Source organism: Candidatus Dedyshia acidiphila, assembly GCF_051025295.1.
In the GTDB taxonomy this organism is placed as follows: Bacteria; Acidobacteriota; Terriglobia; order Terriglobales; family Acidobacteriaceae; genus KBS-83.
Genome location: NZ_JBMGJV010000026.1, coordinates 25645 through 49792, shown reverse-complemented (window position 1 = coordinate 49792; position 24148 = coordinate 25645). Strand labels below are relative to the sequence as shown.

23 protein-coding genes are annotated in these 24148 nt (G+C 63.8%); 9 read left to right on the top strand and 14 right to left on the bottom strand.

All coding sequences use genetic code 11. From position 1 onward, the window contains the following. Positions 1–30: 30 nt before the first annotated feature. Entirely contained in the window at positions 31–1614 is a 1584-nt protein-coding gene (locus AC5IJH_RS11995; RefSeq protein WP_491903059.1) for a Ppx/GppA phosphatase family protein, read from the top strand. Here the strand turns inward: AC5IJH_RS11995 and sixA are convergent. Then, the gene (gene sixA / locus AC5IJH_RS11990; RefSeq protein WP_491903058.1) at positions 1566–2099 is read right to left on the bottom strand and encodes a phosphohistidine phosphatase SixA; all 534 of its coding nucleotides are present in this window, start codon (positions 2097–2099) and stop codon (positions 1566–1568) included. The genes AC5IJH_RS11995 and sixA overlap by 49 nt on opposite strands. Before the next feature lie 121 nt (positions 2100–2220). On the opposite strand from sixA, the gene AC5IJH_RS11985 reads away from it, so the two are divergent. Further along, the gene (locus AC5IJH_RS11985; protein ID WP_491903057.1) at positions 2221–3327 is read left to right on the top strand and encodes a hypothetical protein; all 1107 of its coding nucleotides are present in this window, start codon (positions 2221–2223) and stop codon (positions 3325–3327) included. A gap of 12 nt (positions 3328–3339) precedes the next feature. Here the strand turns inward: AC5IJH_RS11985 and AC5IJH_RS11980 are convergent, their stop codons facing one another. The 5 genes from AC5IJH_RS11980 to AC5IJH_RS11960 all read right to left on the bottom strand — a co-directional run bounded on the left by AC5IJH_RS11980 (position 3340) and on the right by AC5IJH_RS11960 (position 7534). Continuing rightward, positions 3340–3546: a hypothetical protein gene (locus AC5IJH_RS11980; RefSeq protein ID WP_491903056.1), complete on the bottom strand. Its 207-nt coding sequence runs from the start codon at positions 3544–3546 to the stop codon at positions 3340–3342. Continuing rightward, positions 3543–4127 (bottom strand): class I SAM-dependent methyltransferase, encoded by a 585-nt coding sequence (locus AC5IJH_RS11975; RefSeq protein ID WP_491903055.1) that lies wholly within the window; start codon positions 4125–4127, stop codon positions 3543–3545. Before AC5IJH_RS11975 ends, AC5IJH_RS11980 begins: the two co-directional genes overlap by 4 nt. 106 nt (positions 4128–4233) lie before the next feature. Then, positions 4234–5088 carry a hypothetical protein gene (locus AC5IJH_RS11970; protein WP_491903054.1) on the bottom strand — a complete coding sequence of 285 codons (855 nt, stop codon included), beginning with the start codon at positions 5086–5088 and terminating at the stop codon, positions 4234–4236. Between the two features lie 69 nt (positions 5089–5157). Then, positions 5158–5922 (bottom strand): class I SAM-dependent methyltransferase, encoded by a 765-nt coding sequence (locus tag AC5IJH_RS11965; RefSeq protein ID WP_491903053.1) that lies wholly within the window; start codon positions 5920–5922, stop codon positions 5158–5160. A gap of 40 nt (positions 5923–5962) precedes the next feature. Then, positions 5963–7534, bottom strand: coding sequence for a DHA2 family efflux MFS transporter permease subunit (locus tag AC5IJH_RS11960; protein ID WP_491903052.1), 1572 nt, complete (start codon positions 7532–7534; stop codon positions 5963–5965). A 31-nt stretch (positions 7535–7565) separates the two neighbouring features. Here AC5IJH_RS11960 and AC5IJH_RS11955 point away from each other — a divergent pair, with 31 nt between their 5' ends. Further along, positions 7566–8033, top strand: a complete 468-nt coding sequence (locus AC5IJH_RS11955) for a MarR family winged helix-turn-helix transcriptional regulator (protein WP_491903051.1) — start codon at positions 7566–7568, stop codon at positions 8031–8033. Between the two features lie 15 nt (positions 8034–8048). Here AC5IJH_RS11955 and AC5IJH_RS11950 read toward each other — a convergent pair whose 3' ends face one another. The 7 genes from AC5IJH_RS11950 to AC5IJH_RS11920 all read right to left on the bottom strand — a co-directional run bounded on the left by AC5IJH_RS11950 (position 8049) and on the right by AC5IJH_RS11920 (position 16294). Beyond that, complete coding sequence (locus AC5IJH_RS11950; RefSeq protein WP_491903050.1) at positions 8049–8969, bottom strand: hypothetical protein; 921 nt, start codon at positions 8967–8969, stop codon at positions 8049–8051. After that, positions 8966–10603, bottom strand: a complete 1638-nt coding sequence (locus tag AC5IJH_RS11945) for a UbiD family decarboxylase (protein ID WP_491903049.1) — start codon at positions 10601–10603, stop codon at positions 8966–8968. Before AC5IJH_RS11945 ends, AC5IJH_RS11950 begins: the two co-directional genes overlap by 4 nt. 184 nt (positions 10604–10787) lie before the next feature. After that, positions 10788–11741, bottom strand: coding sequence for a rhodanese-like domain-containing protein (locus AC5IJH_RS11940; RefSeq protein ID WP_491903048.1), 954 nt, complete (start codon positions 11739–11741; stop codon positions 10788–10790). Between the two features lie 146 nt (positions 11742–11887). Further along, the gene (locus AC5IJH_RS11935; RefSeq protein WP_491903047.1) at positions 11888–12532 is read right to left on the bottom strand and encodes a Dps family protein; all 645 of its coding nucleotides are present in this window, start codon (positions 12530–12532) and stop codon (positions 11888–11890) included. A 218-nt stretch (positions 12533–12750) separates the two neighbouring features. Further along, positions 12751–14010, bottom strand: a complete 1260-nt coding sequence (locus AC5IJH_RS11930; RefSeq protein ID WP_491903046.1) for an HlyD family secretion protein — start codon at positions 14008–14010, stop codon at positions 12751–12753. A 1-nt stretch (position 14011) separates the two neighbouring features. Further along, complete coding sequence (locus AC5IJH_RS11925; RefSeq protein ID WP_491903045.1) at positions 14012–15295, bottom strand: TolC family protein; 1284 nt, start codon at positions 15293–15295, stop codon at positions 14012–14014. Positions 15296–15670: 375 nt separating this feature from the next. After that, complete coding sequence (locus AC5IJH_RS11920) at positions 15671–16294, bottom strand: hypothetical protein (RefSeq protein ID WP_491903044.1); 624 nt, start codon at positions 16292–16294, stop codon at positions 15671–15673. 229 nt (positions 16295–16523) lie between these two features. Between AC5IJH_RS11920 and ppk1 the strand changes: the two genes are divergently transcribed. From ppk1 to AC5IJH_RS11890, 6 genes are all read left to right on the top strand, one after another. Beyond that, positions 16524–18818, top strand: coding sequence for a polyphosphate kinase 1 (ppk1, locus tag AC5IJH_RS11915; protein ID WP_491903043.1), 2295 nt, complete (start codon positions 16524–16526; stop codon positions 18816–18818). A gap of 108 nt (positions 18819–18926) precedes the next feature. Next, on the top strand, positions 18927–19532 hold the full coding sequence (locus AC5IJH_RS11910; RefSeq protein ID WP_491903042.1) for a YceI family protein: 606 nt from the start codon (positions 18927–18929) through the stop codon (positions 19530–19532). Between the two features lie 73 nt (positions 19533–19605). Further along, complete coding sequence (locus AC5IJH_RS11905) at positions 19606–20466, top strand: 3-hydroxybutyryl-CoA dehydrogenase (RefSeq protein WP_491903041.1); 861 nt, start codon at positions 19606–19608, stop codon at positions 20464–20466. Positions 20467–20535: 69 nt separating this feature from the next. Next, positions 20536–21438, top strand: coding sequence for a phosphotransferase (locus AC5IJH_RS11900; RefSeq protein ID WP_491903040.1), 903 nt, complete (start codon positions 20536–20538; stop codon positions 21436–21438). Between the two features lie 101 nt (positions 21439–21539). Beyond that, positions 21540–22535, top strand: coding sequence for an MBL fold metallo-hydrolase (locus tag AC5IJH_RS11895; RefSeq protein ID WP_491903039.1), 996 nt, complete (start codon positions 21540–21542; stop codon positions 22533–22535). An 84-nt stretch (positions 22536–22619) separates the two neighbouring features. Then, on the top strand, positions 22620–23150 hold the full coding sequence (locus tag AC5IJH_RS11890; RefSeq protein WP_491903038.1) for a hypothetical protein: 531 nt from the start codon (positions 22620–22622) through the stop codon (positions 23148–23150). 79 nt (positions 23151–23229) lie between these two features. On the opposite strand, the gene AC5IJH_RS11885 is transcribed toward AC5IJH_RS11890, so the two are convergent. Further along, on the bottom strand, positions 23230–24144 hold the full coding sequence (locus tag AC5IJH_RS11885; protein WP_491903037.1) for a dihydroorotate dehydrogenase: 915 nt from the start codon (positions 24142–24144) through the stop codon (positions 23230–23232). Positions 24145–24148 lie beyond the last annotated feature (4 nt).

The following is a 24148-nucleotide window of genomic DNA, read 5'->3' as shown; positions in this document are numbered from 1 at the left end:
TCGCGCTCTCGTGTAAGGTTCGAGAACAAGATGCAGACGCTCGCCGCCATCGATATCGGATCGAACTCCTGTCGGCTGAAGATCGCATCGGTTGAGAACCATCGCCTGAAGACGCTGCACGAGGACCGCGAGGTCACACGCCTCGGCGAGAGCGTCTTCGAAACGGGCATGATCTCGCCGGAGGCGATGGCGAACACGCTGAGCGCGCTGAAGCGCTTCTACAAAGCAGTCCAGCAGGCCGCACCGGATCGCGTTCGTGCCGTCGCCACCGCTGCTCTGCGCGACGCGCGCAACGGGCAGGCGTTCGTGGCATGGGTGAAGTCCGAGACCGGGTGGGATCTCGAGACCATCTCCGGACTTGAAGAAGCGCGGCTGATCCATCGCGGCGTCATGCGCGAACCGGGCACTGATGGCCGTTGCCTGCTGCTTGATCTCGGCGGCGGCTCGTGCGAGATCACCCTCTCCGATCGTCGCCGCATTATCGAGACGATGAGCCTGCCTCTCGGCGCTGTGCGGCTCACCCAGGAGTTTCTCTCGGACATCAACCAGCCTGCGGCGGAAGACCTGGCGCGCATGAAGCAGTTCATCCGGCGCGAGCTGGGCCGCGCGGGCCGGCGCTTCGGCCGGCTCACCAATGTGCAGGTGATCGCAACCTCCGGCACCGCGGCTGCGCTCTTCCAGGCCGCCGGCGCTCCCCTCAAGAATGGAGCCGGCGCGCCCTCAAAGAAGCGCGCCATTGTGCACGCCGATGCACACGGGAAGACGTCGTCCGGCAAGCGCGTTGCTAGCACAGAGGAGATTCGCAGGCTGGCGAAGAAGCTGCCCAGGATGGTGAACGAGGAGCGCAGCCGCGTCCCTGGTGTGGGCCCACGCCGCTCCGAGATCATCGTGGCTGGGGCCGAGGTCTACGCCCAGGTGCTGGAGCATCTCGGGTTGACCGGCTTCCGCTACTCACCCTTAGGGCTGCGCGACGGCATTCTCGCGCAGATGCTGGCCGAGCAGGACACCCACACCACGGCGCATCAGCAGATCGAGCGCGATCGTTGGGAAAGCGTGCTCGCCACCTGCAAGCGCTATGGCGTGGACCAGCGGCGCGCGGAGCCGGTGCGCGCGCATGCCGCGCAGCTTTTTCGTGACCTGGAGCGCCTGCACCAGCTCCCGCCCGAGTATCGGCAGTGGCTGGATGCGGCCGCGATGATGCGCGATGTCGGCAAGTACATCAACTACCAGGGCCATCACCGGCACACGCAGTACATCATCGCCGGATCGGAACTGTACGGGTTTACCCCGCAGCAGCGCGCCATCGTCTCCGGCATTGCGCGCTACCTCGGCAAATCGCGTCCGGCGCCGCAGGATCGCGCGTTTCGCTACATTGCGCCAGCCGAGCATGACAATGTGAAGCGAGCCATCGTGCTGCTGCGGCTGGCGGTCGCGCTCAATCAGGACCGCGCCAGCGACGTGCGCCGCGTGACGGTGCGGCTCTATCCCAAGCGGGTGCTGCTCGAACTACAGCCTGGCAGGACCGGCGCGGAGCTCGAGCTCTGGTCATTGCGGAAGGAAGCGGACTACTTTCGCGAGATCTTCCGCCGCGAACTCTTTGCCACGCTCGCCTGAAAGGCGCGGAGCAGGCGGGTGTCGACCAGGCTGAGCAACTGCCCCGGACGCCGTCCCAGGTCAATGCGCGCCAATGCTGCCTTCCGCAGCCGTACGCTCGCGCGCAGGCCGTTTTGTCCGGCGATCAACGAGCCGGCAAACTGCGCCAGGTTAGGGTTGTGGCCCACGATCAGTAGCGTCTCCTGCGGTCCATAGCCTGCCAGCATGGCCTCGAAGTCCTGGAAGCGGCCATCCGGCTCCAGGCACGGGGCGATCCGGATCTGTTGTTCGAAGCCCATCTCCGTTGCAACCATCGATGCAGTCTGGAGCGATCGCTTCAGTGGGCTTGAGAGGATGGCGTCGAAGCCGACGCGCATGGCATTCAGGTAGGCTCCGACGAGGAGGCATTGTCCTTTGCCTTCCTTGTCGAGTCCGCGTTTTCGGTCCAGCAGGGGATTCGCGCGCCGGGTTCCGGCGCTTGCATGACGCAGCAGATAGACGATCATAGACTGGGGTGCACGGCGCGGTTCTTCACCGGCTGTAACTTCATTGTAACAATTCACCAAGTACCTCCCACGGTGACTGCATCGACACCCCTTCCTCTCCGAAACGCATCACAAAGTGCCGATGAGTCATTCCATTCCGCGCGTACGGGCTCTAGCCATCGGGCTGGCTGCAGTTGTTCTAGCGCTTGCGCTCGGAATCTTTGCGGGTTGGCGGCTGTGGCAGCCGACGACCCAGGCCGCAGCCGACGTACCCGCGACCGCGAGCGCGGACAATGGCCAGCACGGCATGGGCACGCCACGGCTTGACGACCTCGAACCCACACTCGTCTACGCGCACAATCTGTTGCTGCGCAAAGGACCGGATTTCCGTATCTATGTGGTTTGGATCTCAGGCGAGATGGTGCGCACGCACGAGCAGATCAACCCCACCTTCGATGATCCGGACTCGTTTGTCTTCCAACTGAAGAAAGGCGTCATCCGCGCCAATATCGGCGATATCTCGAACTTCCTGAACCACTCGATCGACAAAGGCTCGCCGTTGCATAACCTGACCATCGCGCCCGATGGCGAGCAATTGAAGATTCGCGGAACGGTGAAGAAGATGATCTCGCTGCCGATCGAGATCACTGGTACACCTTCACCAACCCAGAGCGGCCTGATCCGCTTCCACGTGAACAAGATTTCGATCCTGAAAATCCCGATGAAGGCCATCCTGGGCGGGCTGGACGTGAAGATTGCGGACTTGGTGAAAGATCCCAAAATGCCCGGGCTCACCGTGGACGGTAACGACCTGATCTTCGATACGGAGAAGCTTTTGCCGCCACCCCACATCCACGGGCAGATCACGAAGGTGCACGTGCAGGTGCCGGACATTGAAGTGATCTACGGGAGTGCGCCGGACGATCCGTCACTGGCGCAGTGGCACAATTTTCTACGCTTCCGGAACGGGGCGCTCGACTTCGGCAAGTTGACCATGCACCACGTTGACTTGACGATGATCGACGCGGCGAATGAACCCTGGTTCGACCTGGACCTGGTGAACTATCAGTCGCAACTTGTTCATGGTGACACGCGGATGACGGCTCAGGCCGGGCTTGAGATCTACATGCCCAGCCTGAAGGACAAAACAGTGCGCAAGCAGACACGCAACAGCGTGACACTCGAGTGGCTGCGCAATCGCAACAGTTCGTTGCCGCCGGACATCGCCAGCAAAACACACACGCCCTAACGCGCGCGGCGCTCAGTTGAGCGGTGCGGGGCTCGGCTCCGGATCGAGTGGTGACGGGTCGGGATCTGGGTCAGGCTCGGGAAACCCAGGGCCGTCCGGCTCCGGGCCGGGCGGTGGGTAAGGATCGGGCAGTACGTCAGGCGGCGTGCCGGGAAAGCCGCCCATCAGCAGCCTGCCGCGATCCTCGTCGTGCGTGCAGGCACCATGGGGAAGGGTCATAGCAAGTGGGAGCGGTCCGGCACGAGCAGCGTTGCCCGCTCCTCTGTGGAACGCTGCCACACTTCGCTGATCAGCAGACCTCTCAGCAGATCCTGCCGGTCCAGCAGACGCCATCCATGCTCGCGCAGCACCCGCGCATGATCCGGAAGCCGCTGCACGCGAAGCCCGGTCAGGATGCGAAAGCCCAGGTAAAGAGCGCGAACCAGCGCGCGCGCCGTCAGCCGGAGCAGCGCCGGTCGCGCCGGTATCGCAAAATCAGAGACGATCCAGAGCGCCCCCGGAGCCACCGCCGGGTCCACGCGATCGAGCAGCTGGTCGAGCCCCGTTTCATCAAAGCAGTCGAGAAAGAAGTGCGTGACCACGAGGTCGTACTGAGCCTCTGTATCCGGTGAGTAGTCCAGCGCGTCGGCGTGCACAAAGGTCACATCGGTAGCCGCTGGCAGGCGTCTTTGCGCCGCCCGCAGCATGGCCACGCTACCGTCGACGGCAGTGACTTTCATCTCAGGGGCGGCCGCCTGCAGTTCCTTTAGGAAGCGTCCATCCCCGTCCCCATAGATCAGCGCCCGAGAGCGAGCACGCATGTAGCTTGTGATACGAAGCGTTCTGTTCTTATGCAGATACCGACCAAAGCTCAAGTGCTCTAGCAGGGAATAGATGGTTGCCAACCGGTCGAAGTCAGCCGCCATCTCAGGCGCGGCGCTGCACAGTGGCTGGTGAATGCGGGCGTGCCCCAGGATGCACCGCCAGCAGCAGCAGAGGCGTTAGCAGCACCAGGTCGGCCGCAATGCGTCTGGCGCTCACCTTCAGCCGCGAGCGATCGAGTAGCAGAAACAATGTCGCGCTGCCCGCAGCGAGCATGGCCAGTGCGCGTGCGCCATCGTTGAACAAGCCGCCCAGGCAGAGCAGACCCGCAACTGCCGTGAGCAGCGCGAGTTGCGGTGCGTGCCGGAGCCGCGGCTGCCGCTCCGCCTCCCACTCGTCGATCGCCATACAGTTTAGCCAGCAGAGCGCGGCGAACAGCGGGCAGAGCAGCAAGAGCGGATGGGCGCGCGGCATACCTGCTGCCCGGCGCCGTGCCTCATCCCACGCGGGCAGCGCGGTCGCTGCGGCGAAAAGGAGAGCGACTGCAAACTCCTTGGGGAACCAGCGCAGCGGGCGTGCCGGCAGGTGGACGCAGGCCAGGTAGGCAAGCGAGAGCAGGCCGAGCACGATGTAGTCGAGCAGCAGCGAGCGCGGCATGTGCGCCACCAGCACGGCAAGTGCGAGCGCGACCGGCGCTGCGGCAATTAGAAAGGCGGCCTGGTGATCGCGATGAAAGTGATGGCGAGCCCGGAGCATCTCCGCAGGCGCGAGGTGCGCATCGAGCAGGCGGTCCGCGACGTAAAACAGCCAGGTTCCCATGGCGAGCGCCACGGGCAGCGAGAGCGCGAGGTGCAGGCGGGCCGCAATGCCGAACGCCCAGCACCACAGACCTGCAACCGTGGGTGCATCCAGGCTGAGCAGGTGCCAGTAGCGGAGCGCCTTGGCGAAGAGTGAGGGCACACTCCAGTGTAGAGCGCGCTCAACCGGCCGACAGTTGTCCCGTGCGCCAGGTGAACACCGGCGGAGCGGTCAGGCCAGAGGGCGTTCGCCACTCAGCAGCAACTTCCCAATGGTGAAGGTGCCGTCCGGCTGAACCCGGTAAGCCGCCAGCACTTCAGCCGGCGCAGCAGACCACAGAGACTGGATGGCGGCGATCCGCTCGGGTGGTGTGCGCATGCGTGCAGTCCAGCTCGCGAAGTCGAGCGTGAGTGGAAGCCGTTGTTTCACCATGGCCCGAAATCCCGCGCCGGCCAGCAGCGCGATCCATTCGTCCTCACTGTAGTTGCGAATGTGAGAGGGATCGCGGAGCAGCTCAATCGCCTGCAGCCAGGTGTCGAGCAGCGGCGTGTCCCCACCAGCGGTGTCGACGAGTAGAAAGCGTCCTCCCGGGCGAAGCACGCGGTGCACCTCGTGCAGAGCGGCGGGTAAAGCCCGCCAGTGGTGAGCGCTGTACCGACTCATCACGACATCGAACTGCCCGTCAGGGAAGGGCAGATGTTCTGCACCGGCGAGGGCGGTCGTGAGATGAGCGAAGCCACGGGCTGAAGCCTGTTGGCGCACCAGCGCAATCATCTCCGGCGTCGGATCGCACGCAATAAGTGATCCCGCATGCGGCGCGATCGCGAAGCTGACGTGGCCGGCCCCGCAGCCCAGGTCGAGCATCGCGGCACCCGGTTGCGCAGCTGCCTCGTGTGTCAGCCACTCAAGGTCATCTCCGGAAGCATGCGTCGGGCTGTCGAGATAAGCCTGGGCGGTGCTGCCGAACTGCTCATGGATGAGTTGATCGTGACGCATGGCGCTTCTCACCTCATCGGGAGTGTATCGCTCGCCGCCTCTAGTGAGCGGCGTCGAGCGGACGCTTCGCCATGCGCGGTGGCTTTTTCATGATAAAGGGCAGCGGCGACAGGCAGAAGACCGTGATGCTAAGGATGAAGAACGCATTTTTATAGCTCAGCATTGCGGATTGCCGCAGCATCTGGGTGTACGCACGGCCGAAGGCCACCTGAGAGGCCTGCTGCGCAGTCTGCCCCAACCGCATCAGTCCTGCGGTCGTCACGCCGACGTAGTTGCGATAGGTGCGCCCGTCCGGTGTGATGTGCGCTGCCATACCCTGCTGATACACCTGCGCGCTGCGTGCCAGGTATGTGGTCAGCAGGGCAGTGCCGATGCTGCCACCCAGGTTGCGCGCGAAGTTCGACAGCGAGGAGATCTGGTTCCCCTTCTCCTGCGGTACGCCGATGTAGTTCAGCGTGCTGATGGGGATGAAGATGAAGGCGAGCCCCAGCACCTGATACACGCGCCACATCGTGACGTGCGCGTAGCTCGCGCCCAGGTCGAGCCGCGTCAGGTTCAGCAGGCCGATCGCAGTGATCAGATAGCCGATCGTGACCAGCAGGCGCGGATCGATCTTCCCGATGACCCGGCCGGCGATAAACATCGTGACCATCATGGTGAACCCGGCGGGCGAGAGCACCATGCCGGATCGCTCGGCCGTGTAACCGAGCAGTGTCTGCAGAAACTGCGGGATCAGCACCGTAGAGCCGAACAGCACCATTCCGAGAATGAATTGCAGGAATATCGTTGTACCAAAGTTACGAATGCGCAGCAGCTTCAGGTCGACGATCGGATCAGGGTGTCGCCACTCCCAGATAACGAAGGTGATCAGCAGCACGGCCGCAAGAATCGCAAGTGCTGTGATCGTCGGGTCACCGAACCAGTCCTTCTCCTGGCCACGATCGAAGACATACTCCAGGCAGCCGACGCCCAGCGCGATCAGCCCGAGGCCCATCGCATCGATCGAGCCGGGGCGGCTCATGCGCTCCTTCAGGTACGGCGGATCTTCGACCATGCGGTTCGATAGGTACAGCGAGAGTAGACCGAACGGGATGTTGATGAAGAAGATCCAGTGCCAGTTGAGGTTATCTGTGATGTAGCCGCCAAGCGTGGGGCCGATCGCCGGCGCAACCACCACGGCCATGCCGTAAACAGCAAAGGCCTGGCCGCGCTTCTCGATCGGAAAGGTATCCGCGAGAATGGCCTGCTCGCTCGGAGCAAGTCCACCACCGCCGATGCCCTGCAGAATGCGCGCAAAGATCAGTAACGGCAGCGTCGTCGCGATGCCGCATAGAAAAGAGCAGATTGTGAAGATCGCGACGGACGTCATGTAGAAGCGCTTGCGTCCGAACCGGTTCGCGAGCCAGCCGGAGATGGGAAGCACGATCGCGCTTGAGACCAGGTAGCTGGTCAGGACCCAGGTCGCCTCCTCCTGGCTGCCGCCAAGCGAGCCCGCCATGTGGGGCAGCGCCACGTTGGCGATTGAGGTATCGAGCACCTCCATGAACGTCGCCAGCGTGACGGTGAGCGCCACGGCCCACGGATTATGACTCGGCTTCCAGTGATCGCTCATCAGGACCCTGATAGAGTATCAGGAGACTGATATGTCCACGGCGAGAAAAGCAGATTCGTCGAAGGGGGCGTCCCTCGTGCCGCCCGGGGGTGTCCTGCGCCTGGTCAAGCGCCTCACTGTGCTCTTTCGTGATCATGTGGATGAGGCGCTTCGGCCGCTCAAGGTGACAACGGCGCAGTTGATGATGATGGCCGCGCTTGCAGAGGAGCCGGATGCGGCGCGCAGCGGAGCCCAGATCTCGCGCTACTGCCGTGTCACCCCGCAGAGCACGCAGGTGCTGCTGGCAGACGCGGAGCGTCGCGGCTGGATCCGACGTACACCGCATCCCGAGAACGCCCGCGTGCTGCTGGCCTCACTCACGCCGGAAGGCAAGCGCCTCTTCGCGCGAGCTCGCACCGTCGCCCGCCGTCTGGAGAAGCGCATGCTGCGTACTCTCACTGCGGAAGAGGTCAGCCATCTCGAACGGTCGCTCGAGCGGCTCATCGCTAACCTCGAGTAGAGCGTTCAAGTTCCGTTAACGTTCGCGGTGACGCCGTCGCGTGGCCGTGCTCTGCGGTGTGCTGGTGATGCCGAGTGCGCGACACAGTGGGCCATCCTGGCCGTCTGCCAAGCCGAAGACGACGCCCTGGCCCTGGCACAGCCGCTGTTCCATCGCGCGCGCCTGTGTTCCATAGAGCGGCTGCCCGGCCTCGTGCGAGCCGTAGTTCTCCACCCGGTACGTGTAGACGATGTCGCTGTCCGCGCGGCCTCGGCCGCTGAAATGCACCCATGTCCCGAGGACGACGCGGCCGGCTTCGTCATCCAGCAGCCCGTACACCTGCTGACCGCCATTGGCCTCCTGGCCCTCGGAGAAGATGGGCGCACCGGTCATGGATCGTGGCCACCGCGCCTGCCACTGGTGCGTTTTCAGGTCGATGTAAAAGGTGCTGAAGAACGTGGTGCGCTGGCACTCCACGCAGTCGTTGTACGTCGCGATGAGCTCCGGGCTGCCCTCGCGCCACAGCCGGAGCCAGCCGAGCAGGCGCAGCCCAGGCCCGCGCAGCAGCAGCGTCGCGGTGATCTGCCGCTGGTTCACGTCATAGACGCTGAGCACATCATCGTCTGGCAGGGCCGCAGGGTTCGTACGCAGCGCCGTAATCACCAGCAGGTGCGCATCGCGAGGCACCGGTAGCCGCGACGGGTTCACCGGTGCAGCGGGCGTAACCGGGCGCGGTGCTGCCATGGGCTCCTCGCGGGGCGGCAGGCCGATGTAGCCGATCTCGCGCAGTGACGTATACGGCTCGCTGACAAGTGCGCGCGTCACGATGGTCTCCGTGTCGCCGCCCTGGTGCAGGTCGAGCCAGCGGAAGTTCTCGATCGACTGCGCGTTGACTCCGCGCGCGCACAGAAAGAGTACAGCCAGAGCGAAAAATTCGAGGACCCGACGCCCCGTCATCGTTCGATCCCGAGCTTCTTCCAGATCGCGTCGACACGATCGCGGGTCGTGTTGTCCATCTCGATCATGGGCGGCCACGGTCGTCCAAAGCCCTCCGCCGGCCACTTGCGCGTGGCATCGACACCCATCTTGCTGCCGTAGTTGGGCAAACGTGAGGCGTGGTCGAGAGAATCTATCGGGCCCATGGTGAACTGGATGTCGCGCTCCGGATCGATATTATTCGTCACCCGCAGTGTGACTTCCGCAAGATCCTGCACATCGCAATCTTCGTCGACGACCAGAATGCACTTGGTAAACATCGCCTGGCCCAGCGACCAGATCGCGCTCATCACCTTCCGCGCCTGTCCGGCGTAGCTCTTGCGGATCGACACGATCATCAGGTTATGGAAGACGCCCTCGGGCGGCAGGTGCACATCGATGATCTCCGGCGCGGTCAGCCGCATCAGCGGCAGGAAAATGCGCTCGACCGCAAGCCCCATCCACGCGTCCTCCATCGGCGGCTTGCCCACGATGGTGGCTGCGTAGATCGGGTCCTTGCGATGCGTGATGCACGTGATGTGGAACACGGGGTAGTCATCCGGCAGCGTGTAAAAGCCGGTGTGGTCGCCGAAGGGTCCTTCCGAGCGCAGCTCGCCGAGCTCGACATAGCCCTCGAGCACGATCTCGGCATGCGCCGGTACTTCGAGGTCCACTGTCTCGCACTTCACGAGCTCTACGGGTGATTGGCGCAGGAAGCCCGCGATCAGGAACTCCTCCACCTCGGGCGGCGCGGGCACGATGGCCGAAAACGTGGTCGCCGGATCGGTGCCGATCGCAACCGCGACCTCCATGCGCTCGCCGCGCAAGGCAGTAGTCGCGACGGCTGGCATGCCCGCCACGTTTGTTGACGATCGTGTGCTGCCACCGTCGGTTGCGGACATCAGATCAAGAGCCGCCGTCAGGCTGCCACTCTCGCCCGTCGCTGCTTTGCGCATGCGCTCACGGAAGTGCTCTGCTGCCACCTTCTGCCGCTGCCAGTGCATGCCCGTTGTCTGGCCGTCGTAGACCTGCATGCGATACATGCCCATGTTGCGCCGGTTGTGGCGAGGGTCGCGTGTGATCACGAGCGGCAGCGTGATGAACCTGCCGCCATCGAGCGGCCAGCACTGCAGAACAGGGAAGTCGAGCAGATCGAAGCGGTCGCGCAGGATCACTTCCTTGCAGGCGGCCTGTCGCGCGGAGACGGTCTTCGGGAAAAACTTTCCGACCTCGGCAAGCACGGGCAGCATCTTCAGCTTGCCCAGCATGCCTTCGGGCGACTTCATCTCAAGCAGCGCGGAGATGCGGCCGGCGATCGCGTTGAGGTCGTCCGTTTCGAGTGCTAATTGCATGCGGCGCAGGCTGCCAAACTGGTTGATCAGCACGCGATGGCCGGGGTGGCCTTTGATCCGTTCGAACAGCAGTGCCGGGCCGCCCGGCGCGTACGCCGCAGGTTTGGCTCCGGACTTGATGGGCGCACCGCGACGCCCGAACTTCGAGACGCGGTCGGTGATCTCGGTGATCTCGAGGATGGGGCTGACTTCTTCGCGAATGCGCTTCAGTTCGCCGGCGCTGTCGAGGTGCGCAACCCAGTCGCGCAGATCGTGATAAGCCAATGGACTCTCCTGACATGCCTATCGTAGCGAATGGCAGGGGATCGGGTGTGCCCTCAACAATGGAGCCTTTGACGCGGTGCTGCTCATGGCCTGCTGATCACACAATCATCGTAATGCCGAGTAGGCCGCCGACCGTGATCGCATCCCTAAGGACACCACGCCAGGGGTGAACCCCTCTGGACGGTCATGCCACGGTCTGCTGTTGTTCCATTGGCTCGAGCGGATAGCCGAGGTTCTTCCATCCGTCGTAGCCGCCGTGCAGCGGTCGCACCCGATAGATGCCTAGACTGCGCAAGCGGAGAGCGGTGCGCGCGCTGGTCGCGTCACTGGGGCATGTGCAGTAGAGAACAACGTCGCGATCGCGGGGAATGCGCTCTCCGTCAGCCACCAGCGTGTCGGGTTTGAACAGCACGGCACCCGGGAGCCGGCGCGGGTCAGGCAAGTAGTCGAGTGGATGGCGCAGATCGACGATGTAAATCTCTTCGCCAGCGTCGAGCTTCGATTTCAACTCCTCGGGTTCGATCTTCGCGCCACGAATCTGGCGCAGGAAAGCCCGCTGGCGATAGATGCGATAGCAGAAGAAGCTCAGCAGCAGCAATACGAAGAGCGCACCTGCGGAATGTCCGACCTCGGCGAGCGCCCCGGGGTGCCGCTTCAGGACATCGCCGAAGAACCGGCCGATCAGCGTGCCCGTGAGGCTCCAGAGCAGCGCGCCTGCGGCATCGAATGCGAGGAAATGCATGTACGGCATGCGGCTCTGGCCCGCGATCGGCGCGGCCACGGCACCCAGCCCAGGAATGAACTTCGCCAGCAGCAGGGCGCGCGCTCCCCAGCGTTGAAAGAAGTCTCCGGTGCGGCGCACACAGGCTGCGGATTCAAAGGACAGCTTGCAGACGACCCGGACCATGACGCCACCGTGGCGCACGCCCATGAGATACCAGATCGAATCGCTGACCAGGCAGGCGGCGACGCTGGTGGTTAGCACCAGCGGCAGGCTGACCTGATGCGTGGCGCTTAGCGTGCCCGCCGTCAGCAGCAGCGGCACGCTGGGGATCGGCAGCCCGATCTGCTCGAGCGCAATCCAGGCGAACAGGATCAGGTAAGCGTGATGGACAAAGAAATCAAGCGCGACCGGCATAGCGATGGGCCTTCTGCACCCAAAGGATAGATGTGCCAGCAGCGAAAAAGGACTTGATTCTTGGTGCGGGCCAAGATAAGCGTCACGAGCAAGCCCGCCGAGTGGCACGGGGAGCCCCGGACCACTCGGTTTGGGTTAGGCGCGTACTACTTGGCTACGACCAGCGGCATCTCCACGAGGTGCTCGCTCACGAACCAGACTTCCATCTCGTTTGTGCGGACGACGCTCGACGCCATCAAGTCGTTGGTGCCCACGTCCTGCAGGTCGTCCGCGCGTTCGGCGATATCGCGCGCGTCCTTCAGGATAAGGTGGTGCGCTTCGAGCAGGCGCGAGATCTGTACCGGCACTTCTTCGCGGTCGATCGGCACGCGCTCGATGCGGGTGTTCGCGGCTACGTCGTGCGCCATGGCCAGGCTGACGCCGCCGAGAATCTGGATGCGCTCTGCAATCTCGTCCACCAGCTCGGACTGCTCGCCTGCATGCTTATCGAAGAGCAGGTGCAACTGGTAGAAGGTGGGGCCGCCCACCTGCCAATGCGACTTCTTGTAGAGGTCGCGCAACGTGATCGTGTCAGCCAGCAACAGGTTCAGCCTGCCGGCGATCTCTTCCCGCGCCTTCGCGTCCAGCCCGATCGGCAGATCCTGGATGACGGTGCCGTACTTCTGGATGGTGCGCGCGTTCTGCCGCCAATTCGGCGTGATCAGGTCGCCAGTCTTGGCGCCGCTGCGCCCGCTCGTCTGTGCCGAAGACTGGTCTGTGCGGGACTGCTCTTTCAATGCATTGCTGCTCATCGATTCCTCCGTTTCGCTTGGTTGGATGCGCGCCATCCCAGGCCGGCGCAGAAAGGCAGCGGTGGCGCTTTCGAGCGGAGCGAAACGGATTTACACCAGCATTGTCTCGACGAACAAAGCAGAGTTGAGGAGGAGGCGGCCCCAGAAGGTGGATGGGCCTTTATGGCAGAAGAAAAGGGTCCGGCAGAGAGCCGGACCCTGGTTGTTTGTGGCCCGCCCTATTCCTTGACGCGCACGGTGGGTTCGACCGACAGGCCGGGGCGCAACGTGTGGTCGCGGTCCTGGTTCGCCAGGTCTTCGAAGTCGATGCGCACCGGAATACGCTGCACGACCTTGACGTAGTTGCCGGTGGCATTCTCCGGTGGGAACAAGCTCAGCATCGAGCCGGTTGCGCCTCCGACTTGTGTGACGCGGCCCTTGTACTCGCGGCCGTTCAGGTCAACGTGAACCTTCACTTCCTGCCCGGGACGCATCAGGTGTAGCTGTGTCTCCTTGAAGTTGGCGGTGACCCAGAGATCGTCGAGCGAAACCAGCGTGACGAGGTTCTGACCGACCGAGACATTCTGGCCGACCTCGACGTTCTTCGAGGTGATGATGCCGGCAACCGGAGCGACGATCTTTGTGTAGCTGAGGTTGAGCTTCGCCTGGTTGAGCGCTGCGCGCGCCTGCTCCACCTGTGCTGCGGCCTGATCGGCCTTGGCCTTCTGCACCTGGACCTGCCGGGGGCCAGAGGCTGCATTGCGCTGCTGCGCCTGCGAGACGATCAGGTTCTGACGCGAGACAGCGATCTGGTCCTGCGCCCCTGCCGCGTCTGCCTTGGCAGAGACCACGGCGGCTTCATCGGCCTGGGCCGTCGCGACTGCCTGATCGTACTGCTGCTTGGAGATCACGTCCTTCGCGACCAGCGTGCTGTAGCGCTTTAGGTCAAGCTGCGCCTTGACGTTGTTGGCTTCAGCCTGCGCGACCGCCGCATTCGCCTGATCGAGCTGACGCTGTGCACGCTTGATCTGCGCATCCGATGCGAGCACATTCGCCTGCGCTGAGGAGATGCTTGTCCCTGACTGAATGTCCGAGACGGGCACGTTCACCTTGGCCGATTCGTAGTTCGCCTCGGAGGCCTCGAGATTGGCCTCGTCCTGGGCCACGACGACTTCGTAGTCGTGGGGATCGATCTCGGCGATCAGCGTGCCGGCCGGCACGTATTGGTTTTCGCGGATGGGCACGTTGATGACGTGGCCCTGGACACGCGCGCTGAGCTGGATGATGTGACCAGCTACCTGCGCGTCGTCGGTGTCTTCGTAAAACGTCGAGTGCCAGTAATACAACAGTGCGCCCACGACCAGGACTGCCACCACGAAGAAGAGGATAAAGCTGCGGCGCCGCTTCTTCTGCGGTCGTTCGCGTTGTTCCTGATCTTCGCCCTGCTCTGCTACCGCTGCGCCGCCGGCCCGTCCGGACTCCGGATCCTGTTCCGCCACGTCACTTTCCTCCGAGGAATTCCTGATACCGCGTCTCTATTACGCCCATGGCGCGGGCCAGTGAGAGCTTGGCCACGTTGTGCTGATAAAGACTGGCGACATATTGACTGCTGGCCTGCGCCACGCTGGCCTGCGCCTGCACCACCGCTAGATTGTCACTGACCCCGGCAGCATACCGCTCCTGGGCATCGCTCAATGTCTGGCCCGCGAGCTGCATGTTGCTGCGCGCTACCTCGACCAGTTGTGCGGCCGAGTTCAGATCGAGAAACGCGTCGTGAATGTCGGCGCTGATCTGGCCGCGCAGATCGCTTAGCTGCGCGCGCTGCACGTCGAGCTGGGCCTGCGTGATGCGAGCATCGCCACGCAGCCGGCCTTCTTCGAAGATCGGCACGCTGGCCTGCCCGACCGCGTCGAACGTGCCGTGCGAATGCCCCAGCGTGGGCCCGATGTCCCCGTAGTCGCCGTTGAACGTCACCTTGGGATAGCGCTCCGCGGTGGCGGCGCGGCGGCTCTCTTCCGCGGCCTTGACCTGGGACTGTAAAGCCTGCAGATCCTTGCGGGTCGAGTAGGCAACGCGCAGCGCCTCATCCGGCTGAATGCTGTCGAGCGGCGCAAACGGCAGCCGGTCGCTTAGCTCGAACTTCTGCTCGAGCGGCAGCCCGACGGCGCGCGCCAGCGCAATCTTGTCCTTCTCGTAACTGTTCTGATCGCGAATCAGCGCCTGCTGCAGTGTTTGGTAGTCCACACGCGCGCGCAGCACGTCGAGCTCGGGTGCTGTGCCGGCCTCGTGATTCGCATTCGCCTGGTCAAGCGATACCTTGCTCGAGGAGACCTGCGCCTGATCGTTGGCGATATTGGCCTCGTCCGAGATGCAGGCGAGGTACGCATAGCCGACACTCAGGGCGACCAGGTTGCGCGCGTCGTCGTAGCTGAGCTTCGTGGCATTCGCAATGTGACGGGCCGCCAGGAAGTTATCGAGCGAGGGCACGCTCAATAAGGTCCAGTCCACTGTGCCGCGCACGTCCGTATAGGAGAACGGCCCAACGACGGCAGGGAAGCCTGGGATCTTCAGCCCCTGCGCCTGCAGGTCGACCTGCTGCACCGATTCCTTGAACGTGCCGTTGATCGTTGGCAGAAGGCGCTGCAGGTACTGCAGCCGCTGTCCGCCGGCCTGGTTCTGGTTGGTTCCGGAGAGGATTAGCCCCAGATTGTTCCTGAGCCCGAGCAGAACCGCCGCCTTGATGCCGAGCGGCAGGACTCCCGGCTGAACCGGCTGTGTGGCCACACTCCCCTGGAACGTCGATTGCGCTGGGAAGGCCGGGATCGTCGGGGGCGCCGCGTCGTTAGAGTTCGAATTCGAGCTCGACCCCGTGCTCTGGCCTGGGCCAGCGCAGCCGGGGCTGCGATCAGGAGCGGCAACAGGATGACGGCCAGATGCCGCCCGCGCCGGTCCGCACGAGGCAGATCAGTACCCATCGGTTCGATTAAGGATTTTCTCTTGCTCACAAACATGCGCGTCGTCACTTGGATGCTGTTGAAGCCGCAAGGACTTAAAAGTTAGCAGAGTGTGCCGCAGCCATGACGAGACACACCAGAAGAGAGCATTTCGACAGCAGGCAAGCGTCTGAGGGACCTCGCAGATAGTGTCAGGCCGGCCGGGCTAGGATGCAGCCGACGAGTTGGCGTGAACTAGCGAACTGGCCAGCGAGCACAGTGCAGCGCGGTAGGCCCCGCCCACCTCGGCCTCGGTCCAGGGGTCGGACGTGGCCTGGTGCAGCAGTTCTGTGGACTCTGTTCCGGTGCGTCCAAGCACGGCACGCAGCACGAACACGACGCGCTCGGCGGGGCCAAGGCTCTCCAGCCATTGACGCATGCCACTGCGTCCGGCTCCGGAGACCATGGCTTCGAGGTGTGCGTTCAACTGATCCTGCGTAACGCCGGCCGCGCTCAACTCGTCCGTCTCGACGCAGCCGTGCAGATCGGCAGCCGCCGTAGGGTGCATCTCTGAGGGCCACTTCGCCGCAGCACGTGCCAGGGTGCGACTGACCAGGTCGCCGATGACTGCATGGCGCGCCATGCCCGGCTCAGCACACGGGTCCACATCGACATTGGCCAGCGTCTGCTCCACCAGGTCCGTTGCCTCTCCTTCGTGACCGAGGAACAGGGCGGCTGTCTGGTAGAGTTCGCGGGCAGTGGCTTCGAACGCCGCGCCGTCGCCGCAGCCTTCGGCTGGGGGCACGCTAGCGCTCTGGTTCTGGGGGACGGCTGTCTCGGTCTGACTCATACTTCCTCCACTCGCCGCCAATTGGCGCACTCTGATCTTACAATCCTCCGCCCGGCGAGGCAGCAGGTCAATGCAGGCTTTCGATACGTCTCGCTTCGAGCGAAGAGACGTTTCGCAGGAGCGAAAAGCGCATCCGAACAGGTGATTCTCACCAGCATCGGGTGAAAAATTCATCGTAGCCGGAGCGGGTATGCTGTATTGATCGAGCGGATGTACCAGCAGGATCTGGATGCCGGCAAAACCTTCCACACGTGAACAGCTCTTCTTCAGCCGCGATGAATCCTGGCTGCGTTTCAACGGACGCGTGTTGCAGGAGGCCGAAGATTCGGCGAACCCGCTGCTCGAACGGGTCAAGTTCCTCGCGATTACCGCGTCCAACCTCGACGAGTTTGTCGAGATCCGCGTGGCTGGCGTCATGCAGCGCATCGAGGATGGCTACAACGAGCCGGGTCCGGACGGCCTGACCCCGGAGCAGACCTTCGAGCGCGACACCGCCGAGTTGCGCACCTTCGTCGAGAGCCAGTACCACTGCTGGAACCAGTCACTCCGTCCCGCACTTCATGCGGCGGGCATCCGCGTGCTGAACTACGCCGACATGAGCGCGGAGCAACTGGAGCACGCCTCGGAGTTCTATCAGCGTGAGGTGGATCCGCTGCTGACGCCGGTCACGCTGGACCCGGCGCACCCGTTTCCGCGCGTGCTGAACAAGGCGCTGTGCCTGGCGCTGCTGTTGCGCAGCAAGCGAAAGTCGCAGGCCGGCACGGTGCTGGGCGTGGTCACGGTGCCGCGCGCGCTGCCCCGCCTGGTGCCCGTGTATTCACCGGACAGTAATACCGATTTCATCTTCCTGCACGAACTGATCGAGGCAAACGCCGCGCGCATGTATCGCGGGTATGAAGTTCTCTCAGCCGCGGCCTTCCGGGTGACACGCAACAGCAATCTGTACTTGCAGGAGGAAGAGACGCGCTCGCTGCTCGAGAGCGTGCGCACGGAGCTGCACAATCGCCGCAAGGGCGACGCGGTGCGCCTGGAAGTGGAGAAGGGCGCAGACCCCGAGATCATCGACCGCCTGCGCGTGAACTTCGAATTGGACGAGTCGCAGGTGGTGCGCACCGACGGGCCGGTCAACCTGTCGCGCCTGATGACGCTCTACAGCGAGACGCCGCGGCCTGACCTGAAGTACCCGCCATTCGCACCGCGTGAGCTGCGCATGAATCGCAACTCGGCGAGCATCTTCGACGAAATTCGCCGCCGCGACATCCTGCTGCATCACCCCTACGATTCCTACGACGGCGTGGTGCATTTCATCGAGTCGGCCGCGGATGACCCAAACGTGCTCTCGATGAAGCAGACGCTCTACCGGACCTCCGCCGACTCGCCGATGTTCACGGCGTTGATCGAGGCCGCGCAATCCAAAGAGGTCACCGTCGTTGTTGAGCTGATGGCTCGCTTCGATGAGGCCTCGAATATCCGCTGGGCGCGCAACCTCGAAGACGCTGGCGTCCAGGTGTTCCATGGCATCGTCGGGCTGAAGACGCACTGCAAGCTGGCCCTGATGGTGCGGCACGATGAGGACGGTGTCACGCGGCGCTACGCGCACCTGGGCACGGGCAATTACAACCCCAACACCGCGCGCTTCTACACCGACATCAGCCTGCTGACGTGCGACCCGGCGATCACAGCGAGCATGCAGGCGGTCTTCAATTACCTGACCGCGCACTCTGAGTCGGATGACTACTCACCACTGCTCGTCGCGCCGCTCACGCTTGCGGAAGGCACCATCCAGATGATTCGCCGCGAAGCCGAGCACGCCCGCAATGGTCGGCCCGCGCGGATCATCGGGAAGATGAACTCGCTGCTCGAGAAGAGCGTGGTAGAGGCGCTCTATGAGGCTTCGCAGGCTGGGGTCGAGATCGACCTGATTGTGCGCGGCATCTGTTCGCTGCGCCCCGGCGTGAAGGGCCTGAGCGAGCGCATTCGTGTCCGCTCGGTCGTGGGGCGCTTCCTCGAGCACAGTCGCATCTTCGCCTTCGCGAACGGCGGGGATGAGCAGATCTGGTGCGGCTCCGCAGACTGGATGCCGCGCAACCTCCTCGAGCGCTGTGAGGTGATGTTCCCCATCCAGGACCCGCAGCTTCGCTCACGGCTGCGCGACGAGATTCTGGCTGCCTACCTTGCGGACACCGCGAAGACACGCATCCTTCTGCCCGACGGTGATTATCGCCGGGTCACTGCTCCTTCGGGCAAGCCAGCCTTCTCAGCCCAGGACTTTTTCATGCACCTGGCAGAGGGGCGCACCTCGCGCGAGCAGATCCCGGATCCGGTTCGTTTGGGCGAGGGCAAGCGCAGCACGCCTGCTCGTGCGAGTGGTGGGACGAGCAAAGCGACGCCGACCCGGCGCAAGCCAGCGGTCAATGGCCATGCTGGCCATACCGCGGCAAAAAAGCGCAAGCCAGTCGGGAGCCGGACTGCAAAAGCAGCTGAGGACCCGAACGAGGAACTGCCCTCCGCGCCAGCATCGTAAGTGTCGTTCGTTTCACTGCCCCTTTCGAAGAATCCTTGTCATCAAGATTTCGGATTAACGTGTATGGTTTTGACACGGCCGATGTCATGGCCGTTTTCAGGAGCCCCCGTGCACTCTTTTTTCCCATCGTCCCTTCGTCTCTGCACGATCGCCGCGGCGAGTCTTCCGCTCACACTTGCTGCCTCGGCACAAGCCACACAGTGGACGATCGACCCGGCCCACTCGGCCGCGCAGTTCTCTATCCGCCACATGGGCCTTTCGAACGTGCAAGGCCACTTCGGCGGCGTTACCGGCGAGATCACACTCGATCCGGCAGACCTGAGCAAGGCATCGGTCAAGGCCACCGTCGACGTAACCACCGTCGATACCGGCGTGCCACAGCGCGACACTCATCTGAAGAGCGCAGACTTCTTTGAAGTCGCCAAGTACCCGACCATGACATTTGTGAGCAAGAGCATCGCGAAGACTGCCGACGGCTATGCCGTGAGCGGCGATCTGACCCTGCACGGCGTCACGCGGCCGGTCGTGCTCGCAATGGACCCGATCGGCAAGGAGCAGGCCATGGGCGACAAGGTACGCCGCGGCTTTGACGCCACGACCACGATCCATCGCCAGGACTTCGGGCTCAACTGGAACGGCACTCTGAAGTCAGGCGACTCCATGCTGGCCGACGACGTGAAGGTGACGCTCGAGGTCGAAGCGACGAAGAAGTAAGGCCGGCTGCCGGGCCGGGATCGTGCGACCGCCTGCTACACTCAGAGGTTTTCTGAAAGCAGGTGTCAATACGATGGCGGAGATGCGGTCGATCGGCGTAGTTGGGGCAGGGACGATGGGCAACGGGATTGCCCACGTCTTTGCCCGCAGCGGCTTTCCAGTGGTGCTGGCCGAGGTGGAGCAGGGCGCGCTCGATCGCGGCCTCGCCACCATCGAGAAGAACCTGCAGCGTGAGGTGACGAAGGGCAAGCTGGCCGACGCGGATGCGAAGGCGGCGCGTGCCCGCATCACCGGCACGCTGGATCGGGCCGCCCTGGCCGACTGCGGCCTGGTCGTCGAGGCCGCGACTGAGCGCTTCGCCATCAAGCAGTCGCTGTTCCAGGAGCTGGACCAGCGGCTCGGCCCTGACGCGATCCTCGCGTCGAATACCTCGTCGATCTCGATCACAAAGCTCGCTGCCACCACCGGCCGTCCGGACCGCGTCATCGGCATGCACTTTTTCAATCCGGTGCCGGTCATGCAACTGGTCGAGGTGATCCGTGGCCTGCAGACCTCGGAGCAGACCTACGACCAGGTAAAGGCGATGGCCGAGCAGTTGGGCAAGACGCCGGTCGAGGTCAACGATGCTGCCGGATTCGTCTCCAACCGAGTCCTGATGCCACTGCTGAACGAGGCGATGTTCGCCGTGATGGAGGGCGTCGCCACGCCTGCGGCAATCGATAAGGTCTTCCAGCTCGGCATGGCGCATCCTATGGGTCCATTGACGCTGGCGGACTTCATCGGGCTCGATGTCTGCCTGGACATCATGCGGGTGCTCGAAGACGGCCTGGGCGATCCCAAGTACCGGCCCTGCCCACTGCTGATCCGCATGGTCGATGCGGGCTGGCGCGGGCGCAAGTCGGGGCGCGGGTTCTTCGTCTACCCGCAGTCGTAGTTGAAAATAGATACAGGCGAAGGCACATTTGCCGTTTTCTGGTGACTTTCACTTTGGGGAGAAGTCGGGATGGACGCACTTAGCGTAGGAGCTCTGCACGCGGCCGAGCAGCTGGCCGAGGCTCACGGCGTCAAGGTGAGCAATCCGGAGGTGGTGGCCGACGGCTCGAACCTGCTTGTTCATTTGAAGCCGGCGCCGCTGCTCGCCCGGGTGGCCACCACGACCGCGCTGCTGCGACGGCCGGTGAGCGCGTGGCTGGGCCGCGATGTCTCGGTGGCGCAGTACCTGCATGCGCAGGGCGCGCCGGTGGTGCCGCCCAGCGATCTGCTGCCCCCGGGCCCGCATCAGTACGACGGCTACACCATGAGCTTCTGGCAGTGGGTGGAGCACGACCGCGATGCCATCGCGACGACGGCCGAGGCTGGGCCGATGCTGCGCGACCTGCACCAGACACTGCGCGGCTATGTCGCGCCGGGGCCACACGGCGAGCTGCCCTTGCTTGAGATCTTTAACGAGATCACGCGCTGGCTGAAGTTCCTCGAGACGCGCCGCTCGCTCTCCGGTGGCGAACTGATCCAGTTGCGCGAGACCCACTGGCGGCTGGCCGAGACGCTGCGCTATGGCGGGCGTGTCACCCAGCCGATCCATGGCGACGCCCACCGCAAGAACCTGCTGAAGACGCCGCAGGGCTGGATGTGGACCGACTTTGAGGACGCGTGCTCGGGGCCGATTGCCTGGGATACTGCCTGCCTGGTGCGAACGGCGCCCGAGGGCATAGAAGCAGCGCTTGCCGCGTTCCCTGGCGCGCCCGGCTGGGACGAACTGCTGCCTTACCTGCGCGCACGTGAGCTCGAGGCGGTCATCTACTGGCAGGTGCAGGCGGAGCGCTTTCCCGAGCAGGTGGCCGACGCGCGGGCGCGCCTGCATGAGTGGCAGCGCCGGCAGCCGCACTCGGGCGCCTTCGGGCAATAGGCGCTCCGGAGCGGGAATCCACACGGATTCTGTCCCGTATTCCACTTCGGGTTTCTCCGGTTCTTGCCGGGTTTCCAGGATTTTCGGGTATCCTCGACTCCATGCGGATGACGGTGCTCGCGAGCGGGTCCAAGGGCAACAGCACCGTGGTGGCGACCAGTCGCACCCGTTTGCTGGTCGATGCCGGACTCTCCTGCCGCGAGCTGCTCAAGCGCATGGAGCAGGTCGGCGAAGATCCCCGGCAACTCGATGCCATCCTTGTCACGCATGAGCATCAGGATCACGTGCAGGGCATCGCCGTCCTCGCGCGGCGGCTGGGCATCCCTGTGTACTTCACCGAGATGACGCATCGCGCGTGGATGCGCTCCATGCGGCCACAGCGCCGGATGACCTACGCTGACTGGCTGCGCGGCCGACAGGCAGCCGCGGCAGCCAGAGAGGTGCCTGACTATTCTGCGGCAGCAACGGATGAGACGGATCCAGCGCAGCAGGAGAGCGTGACGGGCGAAAATACGTGCCCGGAGCTGTGTCGGGACTTGTGTCAGGAAGCAGCATCAGCAGGACAGGCCTCGGTGAGCGGCCGGGATCCGGCAGCTCTGCCGCGGGTCGAATACTTCGAGGCAGGCAAGCGCTTCGCTGTGGGCGATATCGATGTGGAGCCATTCACGATTCCACACGATGCCGCCGATCCGGTGGGGTTCGTGTTTGAAGGGGATGGCGTGCGCATCGGATTCGCGACCGATCTCGGTTATGTGCCCGCGAACGCCCGGCAGGCGCTCCGTCGTTGTGACATGTTGTTGCTCGAGTCGAATCACGATACAGAAATGCTGCGTGACGGGCCGTATCCCTGGAGCGTCAAACAAAGGGTGATGTCGCGCGTGGGGCACCTCTCGAACGAGGCAGCAGCGGAGTTTCTGGAGCGCAACTACGACGGGCAGGCCACCTATGTGGTGCTGGCTCACCTGTCGGAAAGCAACAATCTGCCGGCGCTGGCCCGGGTCTGTGCGGAGCGGGCGCTGCGTGACCGGATGAGCCTGTTGGCCAATAAGCTCCTGTTGGCAGAACAAGATCGGCCGCTGCCGGCGATCGCTCTCTAGCCCCGGGTAGTACCTCGGGTGGGGCGAAAAACCGGAAACCTCTGGCTGTTCAGATCATCTGACGGTTATCATGGAGTTACAACGATGACTTCAACTCAGCAGGAACGCACGACTGATTTCGTTCAGGAGGCGCCGCCGTCGCACACGATGGCGCGCCATGAGGCGTGTGTCGACCCCGTGGTGGGCGACATCCTGTCGAGCTGGCGGTATGACATCTCCGGGATCACACCGGCGATGCGCGGTGACTACGAAGATCACTTCGTGGAGTGCGCGTCGTGCCGGAGCCGGCAGCGTCTGCATCGCACCGTCGATGTGACACTCGTCGGGCTGACCACGATCTCGACTGCTGCCTTTCTGCTGGCGCTCGCCATCATTCATCACATTCAACCCTTGCAGCACTGGGCGCTTGTGACACTGCATCTGTGGCAGATTCCGATCGTGCTCAGCCTGCAAGCCGCTGCCATCCTGGGGCTTTTGGTGTCACTACTCTGCTGGCTGCTGGTCGCCGTTGCGACTCCGGCGCCTGTCTTCCTCACAGGTGTCGCCATGAACCAGGCGCGCTCTCTGCAGGAGCGCTCCATCGACTGGCGCGATCGCGGCTCCCGGGTCGCCTGAGACTTCAGACAGAATCAGCGTAATTGCGAAAAGAGCGAAGCCCGCGGGCTTCGCTCTTGTGCGTTTACTGCCCCCGCCATCACGATTCGAGCAGCATACCCCCGGTCAGGCTCGCCGCCCGCTCCACATGATTATCGCGGCACCAGTGTGTCAGCCCCTTGGCCAGCCGCTCGACTGCTCGGGGATCCGCATAGGACGCGGTCCCGACCTGCACCGCTGTCGCTCCGGCGAGCAGGAACTCGACTGCATCTTCGGCAGTGGTGATTCCCCCCATCCCGATCACCGGGATGCGTACTGCCTTTGCCGCCTCCCACACCATGCGCACCGCAATCGGCCGGATCGCCGGGCCGGAGAGGCCGCCAGTGATGTTGGCAATGCGCGGACGCCGTGTCTTCACATCGATCGCGAGCGAGACAAAGGTGTTGATCAGCGAGAGCGCATCCGCGCCGGCACTCTCGGCCACGCGCGCCATCTGGGCGATCGAGGTCACGTTAGGTGAGAGCTTCACGATGATCGGCCGGGTAGCCAGCCGTTTCGCGCGGACGACCAGCTCCGCGAGCTGTGGCGGGTCCGCGCCAAAGGTGAGGCCGCCGTGGCGTGTGTTCGGGCAGGATGCGTTGATCTCGTACGCGGCGATGCCCTCGGATGTATTGAGGATCTCAATCACGGCCAGGTAGTCCTCGACGGTGTAGCCGAAGACATTCGCGATGCAGGGCGTGCTGGGATGGTGACGCTGCAAGAGCGGAAGCTTCTCATCCACGAAGGCCTGCGCGCCCATGTTCTGCAGGCCGATGGCGTTCATCATGCCGCTGGCCGTCTCGATGATGCGGGGAGCGGCATTGCCCGCCATGGGCTCGCGCGAGAGGCCCTTGGTCACGAATGCGCCAATCCGGTCGAGCGACAGGATGTCTTCGAACTCAATGCCGTAGCCGAAGGTGCCAGAGGCCGCAATGACCGGGTTGCGCAGCTCCAGGCCGCACAGGTGGATGCGCATGTCA